The organism is Nonomuraea sp. NPDC005730 (assembly GCF_040630865.1).
GTDB lineage: Bacteria > Actinomycetota > Actinomycetes > Streptosporangiales > Streptosporangiaceae > Nonomuraea.
Genome location: NZ_JBEXYK010000006.1, coordinates 168969 through 182538, shown reverse-complemented (window position 1 = coordinate 182538; position 13570 = coordinate 168969). Strand labels below are relative to the sequence as shown.

The 13570-nt window shown below is 72.8% G+C and carries 11 protein-coding genes; 5 read left to right on the top strand and 6 right to left on the bottom strand.

Going from position 1 to position 13570, the window contains the following annotated elements:
* Nucleotides 1–17: 17 nt before the first annotated feature.
* From glf to ABZ444_RS11830, 3 genes are read right to left on the bottom strand one after another with little or no spacing between them, the layout of a single operon-like run.
* Nucleotides 18–1166, bottom strand: a complete 1149-nt coding sequence (gene glf, locus ABZ444_RS11840) for a UDP-galactopyranose mutase (protein WP_357994921.1) — start codon at nt 1164–1166, stop codon at nt 18–20.
* Nucleotides 1163–1801 carry a hypothetical protein gene (locus ABZ444_RS11835; protein ID WP_357994920.1) on the bottom strand — a complete coding sequence of 213 codons (639 nt, stop codon included), beginning with the start codon at nt 1799–1801 and terminating at the stop codon, nt 1163–1165. The genes glf and ABZ444_RS11835 overlap by 4 nt, the downstream gene beginning before the upstream one ends.
* Nucleotides 1798–3594, bottom strand: coding sequence for a carbamoyltransferase C-terminal domain-containing protein (locus ABZ444_RS11830; protein WP_357994919.1), 1797 nt, complete (start codon nt 3592–3594; stop codon nt 1798–1800). The genes ABZ444_RS11835 and ABZ444_RS11830 overlap by 4 nt, the downstream gene beginning before the upstream one ends.
* Before the next feature lie 199 nt (nt 3595–3793).
* Between ABZ444_RS11830 and ABZ444_RS11825 the strand changes: the two genes are divergently transcribed.
* From ABZ444_RS11825 to ABZ444_RS11805, 5 genes are read left to right on the top strand one after another with little or no spacing between them, the layout of a single operon-like run.
* Nucleotides 3794–4735 (top strand): glycosyltransferase family 2 protein, encoded by a 942-nt coding sequence (locus tag ABZ444_RS11825; protein ID WP_357994918.1) that lies wholly within the window; start codon nt 3794–3796, stop codon nt 4733–4735.
* Complete coding sequence (locus ABZ444_RS11820) at nt 4732–5934, top strand: ATP-grasp domain-containing protein (RefSeq protein ID WP_357994917.1); 1203 nt, start codon at nt 4732–4734, stop codon at nt 5932–5934. The genes ABZ444_RS11825 and ABZ444_RS11820 overlap by 4 nt, the downstream gene beginning before the upstream one ends.
* A complete protein-coding gene (locus tag ABZ444_RS11815) occupies nt 5931–7214 on the top strand; it encodes a hypothetical protein (protein ID WP_357994916.1) in 1284 nt (427 codons plus the stop codon). Before ABZ444_RS11820 ends, ABZ444_RS11815 begins: the two co-directional genes overlap by 4 nt.
* On the top strand, nt 7211–8422 hold the full coding sequence (locus ABZ444_RS11810; RefSeq protein WP_357994915.1) for a hypothetical protein: 1212 nt from the start codon (nt 7211–7213) through the stop codon (nt 8420–8422). Before ABZ444_RS11815 ends, ABZ444_RS11810 begins: the two co-directional genes overlap by 4 nt.
* Complete coding sequence (locus ABZ444_RS11805; RefSeq protein WP_357994914.1) at nt 8419–9717, top strand: hypothetical protein; 1299 nt, start codon at nt 8419–8421, stop codon at nt 9715–9717. The genes ABZ444_RS11810 and ABZ444_RS11805 overlap by 4 nt, the downstream gene beginning before the upstream one ends.
* 28 nt (nt 9718–9745) lie before the next feature.
* On the opposite strand, the gene ABZ444_RS11800 is transcribed toward ABZ444_RS11805, so the two are convergent.
* The 3 genes from ABZ444_RS11800 to ABZ444_RS11790 form a co-directional block, all read right to left on the bottom strand.
* The gene (locus ABZ444_RS11800) at nt 9746–10480 is read right to left on the bottom strand and encodes a glyoxalase (protein WP_357994913.1); all 735 of its coding nucleotides are present in this window, start codon (nt 10478–10480) and stop codon (nt 9746–9748) included.
* Nucleotides 10481–10971: 491 nt separating this feature from the next.
* Nucleotides 10972–12036, bottom strand: coding sequence for an alkene reductase (locus ABZ444_RS11795; RefSeq protein ID WP_357994912.1), 1065 nt, complete (start codon nt 12034–12036; stop codon nt 10972–10974).
* A gap of 40 nt (nt 12037–12076) precedes the next feature.
* Nucleotides 12077–13474: an MFS transporter gene (locus ABZ444_RS11790; protein ID WP_357994911.1), complete on the bottom strand. Its 1398-nt coding sequence runs from the start codon at nt 13472–13474 to the stop codon at nt 12077–12079.
* Nucleotides 13475–13570: the final 96 nt, after the last annotated feature.

Sequence of the window (13570 nt, the reverse complement as noted above, 5' to 3'; positions counted from 1 at the left end):
ATCCGCCGGAGGGCGCCCTACCCGGGGGCGTGGGCGGTGAAGCGGGGGCGCAGGCGGTTCTCGTACAGGGTGAGGGCGGCGGCGATGGCCATGTGCATGTCGAGGTACTGGTAGGTGCCCAGGCGCCCGCCGAACCACACGTCCCGCTCGCCCTTGGTCAGGTCGCGGTACCGGCGCAGCCGGGCACGGTCCTGCGGCGTGTTGATCGGGTAGTACGGCTCGTCGGCCCGGCCGGCGAACCGCGAGTACTCGCGCATGATCACCGTGGCGTCGGACGGGTACCAGGTGCGTTCGGGATGCAGGTGGCGGAACTCGTGGACGCGCGTCCACGGCAGGTCCTCGTCGGCGTAGTTGATCACCGACGTGCCCTGGAAGTCGCCGGTCGGCAGCACGGACGTCTCGAAGTCGAGCGTCCGCCAGCCCAGCTCGCCCTCGGCGTAGCCGAAGTAGCGGTCCAGCGGCCCGGTGTAGACGACGGGCACCGCACCGGCCAGGCTCTCCCGCAGGTCGAAGAAGTCGGCGCCGAGCCGGATCTCGATGTTGGGATGGTCGGCCATGCGTTCCAGCCAGGCGGCGTACCCGTCGGTGGGCAGGCCCTGGTAGAGGTCGTCGAAGTAGCGCCCGTCGAAGGTGTACCGCACCGGCAGCCGGCCGATGATCTCGGCGGGCAGCTCGGCCGGGGCCGTCTGCCACTGCTTGGCGGTGTAGCCCCGGATGAACGCCTCGTACAGCGGCCGGCCGATCAGCGAGATCGCCTTCTCCTCCAGGTTGCCGGCGCTGGTCACCTCGGCGGCCTGCCGGGCGACCAGGTCGCGGGCCTCGTCGGGGCTGAGGTGGCGGCCGAAGAAGGCGCAGATCGTGCCCAGGTTGATGGGCATGGGGTAGACCTGCCCCTTGTGTACCGAGTAGACCCGGTGCTCGTACGGCGTGAACGACGTGAACCTCTGGGCGTACTCCCACACGCGCGCGTTGGACGTGTGGAACAGGTGCGACCCGTACCGGTGGACCTCGATGCCGGTCTGCGGCTCGCGCTCGCTGTAGGAGTTGCCGCCGACGTGGTCCCTGCGCTCCAGCACCAGCACGCGCAGCCCCAGCTCGGTCGCGCACCGCTCGGCCACGGTCAGCCCGAACAGGCCGGAGCCGACGACGACCAAGTCGGCGTTCATGCGGCCGCGGGGACGAGCCGGTCGAGCCACCGCCGCACGGGCAGCGCCAGCACGACCCCGGCCAGGGCGAGGTGGACGAGGAAGAAGATCACCGCCACGGCGACGCTGGGCGGCCCGCCGACGAACACCGCGATGTGGGAGGCCCACGTCAGCGTGCCGGGCCGGCCCTGCGGCCAGTCACCGAGCAGCCACATCGACAGGTCGTTCAGCCCGGAGATCACGATCAGGACGCCGGCGATGCCGACCTTCAGCACGCGGTCGGAGCGCGCCCCGCCCAGCCGGTAGGCGAACAGCACGGCCAGCACGGTGAAGGAGTTCATGAAGAGCATGAACTGGTAGAGCTCCGGGAAGGCGGCCTTCTGGTCGGCGGACTCGGCGTAGGAGAAGATGTGCAGCACGTTGACCGTGTCGAGCACGCCCATGTACCCGACGACCAGCGCGCACATCAGCGCCATGCCCAGCCCCGGACGCCGGGGGAACCCGGCCACGGCCAGCACCGCGAACACCAGCGGGCTGACCTTCCACAGGGCTTCGAGCGGGTTGTCCAGAGTACGGTCGGGCGGCAGGATCACCATGATCAGGCTGGCCGCCCCGGCGCCCAGAACGGCGGGCGCCAGCCACAACCAACGCCTCAACGAACGACCTTCTCCGTGAAGAACGGTCCCAGGGCCAGGGCGTCCATGTCGGTCTTGAGGTAGCAGCGCACGGCGTCCTCAGGGGTGCACACGATGGGCTCCTCGTTGTCGTTGAACGAGGTGTTGACCACCATGGGCACGCCGGTCAGCTCGGCGAAGCGGGAGATCATCGCGTGGTAGCGCGGGTTGTCGGCCGCCGAGACCGTCTGGACGCGGGCGGTGCCGTCCTCGTGCGTGATCGCCGGCACCTTGTCCCGCTGGTGCTCCAGCACGTCGAACACGAGCAGCATGACGGGCGAGGGGTAGCCGCTGGCGAAGTACTCGCCGGCGTGCTCGGCCAGGCAGGAGGGCGCGAAGGGGCGGAACGGCTCGCGGTGCTTGACCTTCTCGTTGAGCCGGTCCTTGGCGTCGGCGCGGCGCGGGTCGGCCAGGATCGAGCGGTTGCCGAGCGCGCGCGGCCCGCACTCCATGCGGCCCTGGAACCAGCCGACGATCTTGCCGTCGGCCAGCGCCTGCGCCGTCGTGTCGTTGATGTCGTCGGTGCGCCGGTAGTCGAGGCCGGCGTCCTGGAGCGCCTGCTCCATCTCCGCCTCGCCGAACTGCGGGCCGAGGAAGATGTACTCCTCGTCGCGCGGGCGGCGCATGCCGTACTTCTCCACGCCCAGCAGCAGTGCCGCACCCAGCGCCGAGCCGTCGTCGGCGGCGGCGGGCTGGGCGAAGAAGTCCTCGAACGGCGTCTCCAGCAGGATGCGGCCGTTCATGACGCTGTTCAGCGCGACGCCGCCGGCGGTGACCAGGCGGGTCTGCCCGGTCTTGGCCTGCAGCCAGCGCGCCACGTGCAGGCCGGTGCGCTCCAGCGTGGCCTGCAGCGCGTACGCGACGTCGGCGTAGTGCTGGTTGGGGATGGCGCGCTCGCGCGGCCTGGCCGGACCGAAGCGCGCCAGGAACTTGGACGACATCTGGTGCTTGCCGGTGGCGTGGTGCCGGAACCAGCTCAGGTCCAGCTCGAAGTGGCCGTCGGGGCCCAGGCGGACCAGGTCGGCGAAGTCGTCCACGTAGCGGTCGGTGCCGTACGCGGCCAGGCCCATGACCTTGCCCTCGTCCCGGGTGGGGTTGAAGCCGAGGTAGCCGGTGACGCCGGCGTACATGGCGCCCAGCGAGTGCGGGAACTTGATCCGGCGGATGTCGTGGATCCGGCCGCCCTTGCCCAGCCCGAGGTAGGTGGAGGTGCCGTCGCTGCCGATGCCGTCCCAGGTGATGATCGCCGACTCCTGGTACGGCGAGATGAAGAAGGCGCTGGCGGCGTGGGCGCGGTGGTGGTCCATCAGGTGGACCTTGAACTTCGTCCGGCCCCGGAAGTTCTGCGACTCGCGCAGGATCTTCTCCAGCGTGAACCCGCGGCGCAGGTGCAGCAGCAGCGCGCCGCCCACGTTGTAGTCGTCCGGGTGGGCCTGGCCCTTCTGGTCGGACAGCGTCTCCAGCAGGCCGCTGGCCTTGTCGCCGTAGTCGCCGGCGTCGTTGCGGAAGACGGCCAGGGTGTGGGGCAGGTGCCGGGCGAAGTGGCTGAGCGCGTGCAACGTCTCACGGGGCGCCTGCCAGTAGTAGGCGACGTGGTCGACGTCGGCCAGCGTGATGCCGGCCTCCTCCAGGCAGTAGCGCACGGCCTGCGCGGGAAACCGGCCGTCGTGCTTGACCCTGGTGAACCGCTCCTCCTCGGCGAAGGCCACGATCTTCCCGTCGGCCACCAGGGCCGCCGCCGAGTCGTGGACCTGGCTGATGCCGAGCACAAACATGAATGCCCCCTGACAATGCGCATGACCCAGCGGCCCCGCGTCGGAGAACTTCCTAACAAACCGGCCGGAAAGAAATCAATACCTATCTTTTTTCTGACACGTGCCGATATATTCCGCAACCGGGGTCGTAGCCGGGTGGGAATGCCCGGGCCCTGTCACGGGGTGAACCGGGGTTGATACACGTGGTGAAGACCGTTCCATGAATGAACATCCGCTTCCGGTTCCGCCGGACGGCCTGGCACTCACCGTGGTCGTTCCGTGCCTGAACGAGGCCGACAACATCCCTGACACCTATCGCGAAATCGCAGACGCGCTGGGTGACCAGGGCGAGCTCGAAATACTCTTCGTCGACGACGGCAGTACGGACGACACGCTCGCACGCATTCGCGTGATCGCCGAGAGTGACAATCGGGTGTCGTTCATATCGTTGTCCAGGAATTTCGGCGTCGAGGCCGCCTTCTCGGCCGGTTATCGGTACGCCCGCAACCCCTGGGTGCTGCACCTGGACGCCGACCTGCAGTTCCCGCCCACCGAGGCCAAGCGGCTGATCGAGCGGGCGGCCGACGGGTACGACGCGGTGTTCGGCATCCGGGTGGACCGCAAGGACCCCTGGCCGCGGCGGACCGCGTCGATCGTGCACGACTGGCTGGCGCGGCGGCTGCTGGGCATCGAGATCCCGCCGCGCGCCACGACGTTCCGCCTGGTCCGCACGGAGATCGCGCGCCGGATCGTGGACCTGCGGCTCGGCACGCCGTACTTCCTGGCCACGCTGCCGCGCCTGACGCGCGCCTGGACGACCGTGCCGACCGCGCACCGGCCGCGGGTGCACGGCTCGTCCAAGGTGACCGTGCGCGGGCTGGCCAGGCACTCGCTGGACCTGTTCTTCGGCTTCTCGTCGCGGCCCATCTCGGCCGCGGTGTGGGCGGGCCTGTTCGGCCTGCCCGTGGCGCTGCTGGCCGGGATCACCGGCAGCGCGCTGCTGTTCGGGCTGGCGCTGGCCGCCGCCCTGTTCGGGCTGACCATGATGGCCCGCACGCTTCTGCACATCTCTCGCGGTCAGGCCCGTCCGCCGCTGTTCCTCGTACGGGAGGCCAACGTGCCGGTCGATTCCGCTGACCTGCTCGCCGGGAGGCTCACGTGACCGGCGCCCGCCGCACCATCGCGGTCCTCGGCGGCGCGGACGGCGCCATCAGCACCATCCGCGCCGCGGCCCGCCTCGGCGTGCGCACGATCTGCGTCGACATGCGGGCCGACGCCCCCGGCGTCGCGCACGCCGACGAGTTCCTCGACCTCAGCACCCGCGACGTGCCGCGGGTCGCGCGGGCCCTGGCCGAGCGCGACGGCCTGGCCGGCGTGGTCTCCCCGGCCAGCGACGTCAACCTGCCCTCGCAGCTCGCCCTGGCCGCCCGGCTGGGCCTGCCGTGCGGGCTGTCGGAGGGCGCGGTGCGCGGCTCGGTCGACAAGGGCTGGTTCCGCGCGATGTGCGCCCGGCTCGGCCTGCCCGGCCCCCGCCACGTGAGCGGCACCGCGGAGGAGGTGCTGCGCGACGCCCCTGACCTGGGCTTCCCGCTCATGGTCAAGCCGGTGGACTCCTCCGGCAGCCGCGGCGTGTCGCTGTGCCGCGCGCCGGACGAGTTGCCCGAGGCCGTGGGGCTGGCCAGGGAGTGGTCGCTGTCCGGCCGCGTCGTGGCCGAGGAGTTCCTGGAGGGCGCCCACTACACGGCCGAGGCGTTCGTGATCGGCGGCAAGGTGGCGCTGATCGGCCTGGCCGAACGGGAGCTGACCCCGCCGCCGCTGTTCATCACCGTCCAGCACACCATGCCGGGCCCGGACCACGTCACCGACGCCGTGCGCCCGATGCTCGACGCGGTCTGCGCCGAGACCGGGCTGCGTGAAGGGCCGCTCAGCGCCGACGTGCTGGTCACCGGGACGGGCGAGGTCGTGCTCGTCGAGATGGGCGCCCGCCTGGGCGGCAACGGCCTGGCCGAGCTGCTGGGCCTGGTCCACGGCGTGGACGTGGTCGAGCAGTACGTGTTGTCGGCCATGGGCGAGACGCCGTCCCTGACCCCGGCGGCGACCCGGTACGGCGCGGTCCGCGTGCTCGGCGCGGAACGCGACGGGAAGCTGGTCCGGGTGCACGGCGAGGAGCAGGTCAGGGCGCTGCCCGGCGTCGTCGACCTGGTGCTGGCCGCCGCCCCCGGCGACCACGTGGAGCGCTATACGCGGGCGGGCGCCAAGCTCGGCTACCTGACCGCCGCCGCCTCCGGCCGGGACGCCCTGGCCGGCGTGCTGGCCGAGGCCACCGGGCTGCTCCGCTTCGAGATCGGGGACGGCCTGTGAGCCATGGACTGGGCGTCGCCGTGCGGGAGGTGCGGCACGTCGTGGACGCCTTCCGCGCCATCCGCCGCCCGCGCGCCGAGACCGACCGGCTCACCCTCGACGGCCTGCGCGACCTGCTGGCCTTCGCCCGCGCGCACGTGCCGCACTACGCCGACCCGCGCTACGACGTGCCCCTGCGCAGCCTGGCCGACCTGGCCGAGCTGCCGATCCTGGACAAGGCCACCGTGCTGGACGGCGACCTGTCCCGCTTCCACGCGCCCGGCCTGGGCACCAAGGACTACCGGCTGGACCGTACGAGCGGGACCACGGGCCGCGTCCTGGAGGTCCGGCACGACGTGGCCGCCTACGGCTACCACGGCGCGACCATCTTCCGCCGCTTCCTGCTGTCGGGCTACCGGCCGTGGTGGCGGATCGCGCACATCAAGCCGTTCCCCCGGCCGCTGCGCTGGTTCCAGCGGCTCGGCCTGTTCCCGCGCACGGTCATCGGCGCCGGGCAGGGCGACGCGAAGATCCTGGCCGACGTGCTGAAGGTGCGCCCGCACCTGATCATGGGCTATCCGGTGGTGCTGCGCGGGCTGTTGCGCGCCGCCTCCCCCGCCGACGTGGCCCGGCTGCGGCGCACGCTGCGCATGGTCATGACCGACTCCGAGCTGCTCACCGACGAGGTGCGCGAGCTGCTGACGAACGGCTTCGGCGTCCCGGTGTACGACGAGTACTCGGCCTACGAGGTGCTGACCGTCTCCACCCAGTGCGACCGGGGCGCGATGCACGTGGACGAGGACCGCGTCCGCCTGGAGATCGTGGACGACGACGGCGCGCCCGTGCCCGACGGCCAGGACGGCGCGGTCGTGGTGACCCACTTCAGGGAACGGGCGATGCCGCTGATCCGCTACCGCCTGGGCGACCGCGGCATGATCGTGCCGGGGGAGTGCGGCTGCGGCAACCGGTTCGTGCGCATGCGGGTGACCGGCGGCCGGTCCGACGACTACATCACCTTCCCCGGCGGCCACCGCGTCTACACGGCCACGTTCCTGTCGCTGGCCATGTGGACGCCCGGCGTGGCCGAGAGCATGGTCCGCCAGGACGCCGACGGCAACGTCACCGTCCACCTGGTCCCCGAGGCGGGCCGGGACTTCGACGAGGTGGCCGCGGCCTACCGGAACGGGCTGGCCAAGCAGGTGGGGGGCCCGGTCGAGGTGCGCTTCGAGCAGGCCGAACGGGTCACGCTCACCCCCGGCGGCAAGGGCAGGTTCGTCGAGTCGGCACAGGCCGGCCCGTGACCGTGAGCCTGCGCCGCAGGCCGCCGCCACGCCTCGTGGCGGTGACGGCGGCCCTGTTCGCCGGGCGCGGCGCGTTCCGCGCCGCCCTGTGGACCGCCAACCTGGTGCTGCTCGGCCTCTGGGGCGCCGACGAGTTCGCCCTGTACGCCACCGCCAACGGCGTGTCGGGCTGGCTGCTGGCGCTGACGTCCAGCGGCATCGAGAAGGCGGCGCTCGCGCTGGTGCCGCGGCGCGGCGGGCAGACGCTGCGGCCGCTGTTCATGCTGCTGGCGGCCACGCCGTTCGCGCTGGCCGTGCCCGTGTGGCTGGCCCTGGCGGCGGCCGACCCCGGCGGCGCGCCCGCCCGGTACGCGGCCGCCGCCGCCTACGCCTGCGGGCTGGGCTGCTGCGCGGTCATGGCGGCGCTGAACCGGCTGCGCGGGCGGGCGCGGGCCGACGTGTTCGCCTACCTGACGCTCGCCGTCGCGCAGGCGTCCGGAGTGGGGCTGGTGGCCCTGACCGGGATGCGGGCCAACGCGCTGCTGGCCCTGCACGTCGGCGTGCTGGTCGTGCTGAACGCCGTGCTGGCGGCCGGGCTGATCCGCGGACGCTCCGGCAAGGCGGACAAGGGCGCCTACCGGCCGGCCGTACGCGCGGCGGCGCTGCTCAGCGTCGGCGAGGTGACCGCCGTCGCGGCCACCTCGGTGACGTTCGCGTACTTCGCGCACCTGGACGACGCGCAGCAGACCAGCGTCTTCTACGTGTGGTCGGTGGCGCTGTCCGTGGTCGTGATGGGCGTGTCCTACCTGCTGCGCATCCTCCAGCCGCGGGTGGCGGTCTGGATCGAGGGCACCGGCGAGGCCGGCGCCCGCCGGATGGCGCGGCGCATCCTCGCGCCCGCCGTGCCGGCCGGCGCCCTGGCGGTGGTCGTGCTCGGGGTGGTGCTGGCGGGCGGTCAGCGGGGCATGGCGGCGACCGGCGCGGTGCTGCTGGCCGAGGCGGCGCTGACGGTGGCCGTGCTGCCCGCGTTCCTGCTGGTGGAGAACACCGACGACCGGGGACGGCGGCTGGCCGCGGTGGCCGCGTGCCTGCAGTTCGCGGTGGTCGCCGTCGCCGGTTGGTTCCTGGTGCCCGCCGCGGCGGCGTTCGGGGCGCTGCTGGCGTACTGCGCGGGCGAGGTGGTCAAGGGCGGCGTCATGCTGGCCACGCTGAAGAAGGAGACCTCATGAAGGGCTTGCCCAGCACGATCCCGGTGGTGCCGGTGGTGCGGAACCTGTACCTGGCGCGCTCGCGGGACCGGATGGACCCGGCCCGGCTCCAGGTCGTGCAGGACCGGCTGCTGACGGGGCTCGTCCGCCACGCGCACGCCAACGTGCCGTACTACCGCCGCGTGCTCCCGGCCGACGCCGTGGCGGCGCTGTCCACCGCCGCCGACCTGGCCACCCTGCCGATGCTGGACCGGACGACGCTCCGGGACCTGCCGCCCGCCGAGCTGATGGCCGCCGGGTTCACCCCCGACAACACCCGCGAGGCGCCCACCAGCGGGTCCTCCGGCGTGCCCATCCGCCCCTTCTACTCCGAGGGCGACCTCGGCTACCTGCGCGCCACCTACCTCCAGGACCTGCTGGCCTCGGGCCTGCGCCCCTGGGACCGGATCGGCTACTTCCGGGTGGGCGAGTTCCGGCCGCACCGGCTGCAGCGGCTCGGCCTGGCCCGTACGGTCCACGTCAACACCAGCCGGAGCCTGGACGAGCAGGTCGAGGCGTTCCTGCGCGGACGGCCGACGTTCCTGTGGGGCTTCCCCGGCTGCATCGTCACCCTGGTCGACGAGCTGCGCCGCAGGAAGATCGCCTACCGTGGCGTGCACACCGTCATCTTCGCCGGTGAGACGCTCACCCCCGAGGCCCGCGAGCACGTGCTGAACTACTTCGGGGCGCGCGGCCACGAGGTGTACGCCTCGGTGGAGGCGTACACGATCGGCCGCACCTGCCCCGAGGGCGCCATGCACCTGCGCTCGGCCGACGTGGTGGTGGAGGTGCTGCACGACGACGGCAGCGTGTCCCTGGCCGACGGCGAGGGCGAGGTCCTGGTGACCCGGCTGCACGCCGAGGCGATGCCGCTGATCCGCTACCGGCTCGGCGACCGCGTGCTCATCGAGCCGGACGACTGCCCGTGCCGCGCCTTCCACACCCCGATCATCCGCCGGATCCAGGGACGGACCGAGGACCGCGTCGTGGCCGCCGACGGGCGCACGGTGCACGCCAACTTCCTCACCAACCCGGCCGTGATGCCGACGGCGGGCGTGCGCGGCGTGCAGGTGCTCCAGTACCGGCCGGGCGCGGTGGAGATCCTGCTGGTGCCCTCGCCGTCGGCCCCCGCCGACCTGGCCGGGCGGATCCGTGACGCCGTGGCCGCGGTCGCCACGGACTTCGAGGTGACCGCGCGCACGGTGGACAGCATCACCCCGGAGCCCAACGGCAAGGTGCGGATGGTCAAGATCATGCACAACACCCCCGCCTCCTGACCAGCCGTTCGTCGCGGGTCTTCCGCCGTCAGCTCGGTCCGAGCCATTCGCACAGGTCGGCGAGGTGGCCGAGGTCGGACTCGACGCGCCGCCTGTCGTCGGGGGTGAGCTCGGTGCCGCGCAGCTCGGCCAGCCACGGCTCGGCGGGCTCGCCGAGCGCCGCGGCGAGGTCGGCCAGGTGGCACAGCGCGATGGCCCGCTCGGCCGCCGGAGCCTGCGGGCCGTGCCTGCGCACGGCCGACTTGAGCGCCCGGTAGGCCTGCAGGTCGTCGTTCTTGAACTCGCGCAGGATCCGGGCGTTGTCGAGCGCCTTGGCCAGCCCTGTCAGCTTCGTGGAGCCGCCGTACTCCAGCTCGGCCGGCTCGTCCCGCTGGATGAACATGATCGAGTTCCCGGACGGGTCCATCAGCGTGAACCTGGACGCGCCGGGCCGGTAGCGGGTGATCCGCGGCAGGCCCGAGCTCAGCACCTTGCCGTAGGCCCGGCGCATGGCCGCGACCAGCGCGGCGTGGTACGGCGCCACGGCGTCGACCAGGACCAGGCACGCCCCGGTCGCCTCCCGGGCGGGGTCGAGCCCCTTCGGCGCGGGGCCGAAATGCAGGTCGAATCCGCTCCAGCGCATCGCCAGGTAGACGTAGGGCCGGGTCTGCCGGTGGGTGACGGTGAACCCGAGCGCCTCGAAGAACTCCAGGGTCTGCTCGGGGGCGGGGCAGGGCAGCACCGGAACCGTCGTCTCGTTGGGACGGATCGCGGGCTCGGTCATGGATTCCACCTTTCGGGTCATCCGACGATGCTGGCATCAATGGCGGCGTCTCGCATGTGGATCGTTCCATGGCGGTTCCGCGGCCCCACCCGCCTGAATACCGGTGCGGAATTGACCGGACAATGCGCTTTTCCCGGCTTATTCGAATAGCGGCCGGGCGGAGGTGAATTTCCGGCGGTCCGCCCGCCCCGAATTGGCCGAGGAATTGTTTCCATCGGTTCATGCGCGGGACAAAGAATGAGCGGGTCCGCTCCGGGAAAAAGAGCGCCGATCACGTTTCGGTGACTCCGGCGGATGGAAGCGCGCATCGAGGCTGGTGGGGTCCCGTTCGCGGGTGTCCCGGCGAATCGCCGCCGGAGCGCGGGGTGCGGATCTTCCTTGACACCGCCTCCGACGGCCTTCTCCGCATGGAGGCGGCTTTATCGGCCGGCCGAAATTCCGGCCGGCCGCATCCCTGAAGATCAAAAAGGCCGCCCCCCGCGACCGGCCGGTCAGGCGGGCAGGGCCGGGTAGTCGGTGTAGCCCGCGGCGTCGCCGCCGTAGAAGGTGGCCGCGTCCGGGTCGTTGAGCGGCGCGCCGGTCGCCAGACGGCGGGGCAGGTCGGGGTTGGCGAGGAAGAGCCGGCCGAAGGCGATCAGGTCGGCGGTGCCGTCCTCGATCAGCGCGAGGTCCTCCGGGCCGGTCGGGCGGTCGCCGGTGTGCGGGTTGAGGACGAGCGGGCCGGGGAAGAGCCGCCGCAGGGCGCGTGTCAGCTCCCGGTCGGCGGCCTCCATGACGTGCAGGTACGCCAGCCCCAGCCCGGACGTCCGGCCCAGCAGCTCCTCGTAGACCGGTCGCGGGTCGGGCTCGTGCATGTCGTTGTTCGGCATCCCGGGGGAGATCCGCAACGCGGTGCGGTCGCCACCGATCGCGCCGGCCACGGCGGAGACGACCGCCACGGCGAACCGGGCGTGCCCGGCCGCCGAGCCGCCCCAGCCGTCGGTGCGCCGGTTGGTGCCGGGGGCGAGGAACTGGTGGATCAGGTAGCCGTTGGCGCCGTGCAGCTCCACGCCGTCGAAGCCGGCCTCGACGGCGTTGCGGGCGGCGTTCGCGAAGTCGGCGACGGTCCGCTCGATCTCGGGCTCCGTCAGCTCGCGCGGGGTGACGAACTCCTTGACGCCGTCGGGGGTGAAGAGCTGCCCGCGCGCGGCCACCGGCGACGGCGCGACGGGGACCGCCCCGTCGGGCAGCAGCACCGGATGGCCGATCCGGCCGGTGTGCAGGAGCTGGGCGAAGATCTTCCCGCCCGCCGCGTGCACCGCGCCGGTGACCTCGCGCCAGGCGGCGACCTGCGCGGCGCTGTGCAGGCCGGGCGTGAAGGGATAGCCCTGGCCGATCACCGACGGCTGGACGCCCTCCGTGACGATCAGCCCGGCGGAGGCGCGCTGGGCGTAGTACTGCGCGGTCAGGCTCGTCACCAGCCCGTCGCGGGCGCGGCTGCGGGTCATCGGGGCCATGACGACCCGGTTGGCCAGCTTCGTGCCGCCCACGGCGATCGGATCGAAGGCGATGGACATGGAGGTCTCCTTTGATGGAAGGGGTGGGGTTGCGGGTGGATCAGGCGCGGCGCGGCAGCAGGAAGCCGCCCGCCGCGAGGGCCAGGCCGAGCCCGGCCGCGATGAGGAAGACCAGTCCGTAGCCGTCGGCGAGGGCTTCGGGGGACCCGGCGGCGCCCGCGGCCGTCGCGAGGACCGCCAGGCCGATCGACGAGCCCACCTGGCTGGTGGTGTTGGCCAGGCCCCCGACGACGCCCGCCGCTCCTTCGGGCGCCTCGGCGGTCGCCGCGGCCATGAGGGTGGGGAAGGTCAGCCCGATGCCGGCCGCGACGAGCAGCGTGGGCCCGAGGACGGCGGGAAGGTAGCCGCTGCCGGCCTCGGCCAGGGACAGCCAGCCGAACCCGGCCACGAAGAGCGCGCCGCCGCCGAGCACCAGCGGACGCGCCCCGGCCCGCGGCAGCAGGGCCGCGGACGCGCGGGCGACCAGCATGAACGTCACCGCCGCCGGCGTCTGCCCGAGCCCCGCCAGCAGCGCGCTGAACCCCAGGACGTTCTGCAGGAACAGCGACGTGAAGTACCACATCGCGATGGTGATCCCGCCGAACAGCAGCAGCATGCCGTTCCCGACGGCCACCCCCCGGATCCGGAGCAGCCGCAGGGGCAGCATGGGCCGGCCGGCGAAGCGCGCCTCGACCACGACGAAGAGGGCGAGCAGCAGCAGGCCGGCGAGCACCGGCACGAGCACCCGTCCGGACGACCAGGCGTGGTCGGCGCTCTGCATGACCCCGTAGACCAGCGCCGCCAGGCCGGCGGTGCCGGTCACCGCGCCGGGCAGGTCGAGCGGCTCGCGCCGCGCGCTCCGCGCGGTGACCAGCGCCGTGAGGGCCACGGCGATCAGCAGCGCGCCGACCGGCACGTTGATCAGGAAGACCCAGCGCCACGACAGGCCGGTGGTGATGGCGCCGCCGGCCACCGCGCCGATCATCCCGCCGACGCCGCCCGCGGAGGACCAGGCGCCGAACGCCCTGGCGCGCGCGCCCGGCTCGGTGAAGTACGTGTTGATCACGGCCAGCGTGGCCGGGGCCATCATGGCGGCCCCGGCGCCCTGCGCCACGCGGGCCGCGACCAGGACCTCCGCCGCGGTCGCCAGGCCGGCGGCCAGGCTGGCGGCGGAGAACAGCAGCAGCCCGGTGACCAGCGTCCGGCGCGGGCCGAACAGGTCGGCGGCCCGGCCGCCCAGCAGCATGAACCCGGCGAAGGCGAGCAGGTAGCCGTTCACCACCCAGGCGAGCCCGGTGGGGGTGAAGCCGAGCTCCGCGCGGATCGCGGGGAGGGCGACGTTGACGATGGAGGCGTCCAGGATGACCATGAACTGGCCGGCGCAGGCCAGCGCCAGGATCAGCCAGGACGGGATTGTCCGTGGGGTGGCCCGCCGGGCGGCGGTGCCGATGCTCGTCATGAGTTCTTCCGTTCTTGTCTGTCTCGCCACCGCGGACGCGCGGCGTGCGGGCGCCACGTCAGGGGCTCTCTTCGCGATCCCGGCTGCTGTGGGCTG

Excerpts from the sequence above, each read along its gene's own strand:
- ABZ444_RS11790 (WP_357994911.1), bottom strand. The coding sequence starts at position 13,474 with ATGACGAGCATCGGCACCGCCGCCCGGCGGGCCACCCCACGGACAATC.
- ABZ444_RS11805 (WP_357994914.1), top strand. The coding sequence starts at position 8,419 with ATGAAGGGCTTGCCCAGCACGATCCCGGTGGTGCCGGTGGTGCGGAAC.
- ABZ444_RS11825 (WP_357994918.1), top strand. The coding sequence starts at position 3,794 with ATGAATGAACATCCGCTTCCGGTTCCGCCGGACGGCCTGGCACTCACC.
- ABZ444_RS11830 (WP_357994919.1), bottom strand. The coding sequence starts at position 3,594 with ATGTTTGTGCTCGGCATCAGCCAGGTCCACGACTCGGCGGCGGCCCTG.
- ABZ444_RS11795 (WP_357994912.1), bottom strand. The coding sequence starts at position 12,036 with ATGTCCATCGCCTTCGATCCGATCGCCGTGGGCGGCACGAAGCTGGCC.
- ABZ444_RS11800 (WP_357994913.1), bottom strand. The coding sequence starts at position 10,480 with ATGACCGAGCCCGCGATCCGTCCCAACGAGACGACGGTTCCGGTGCTG.
- glf (WP_357994921.1), bottom strand. The coding sequence starts at position 1,166 with ATGAACGCCGACTTGGTCGTCGTCGGCTCCGGCCTGTTCGGGCTGACC.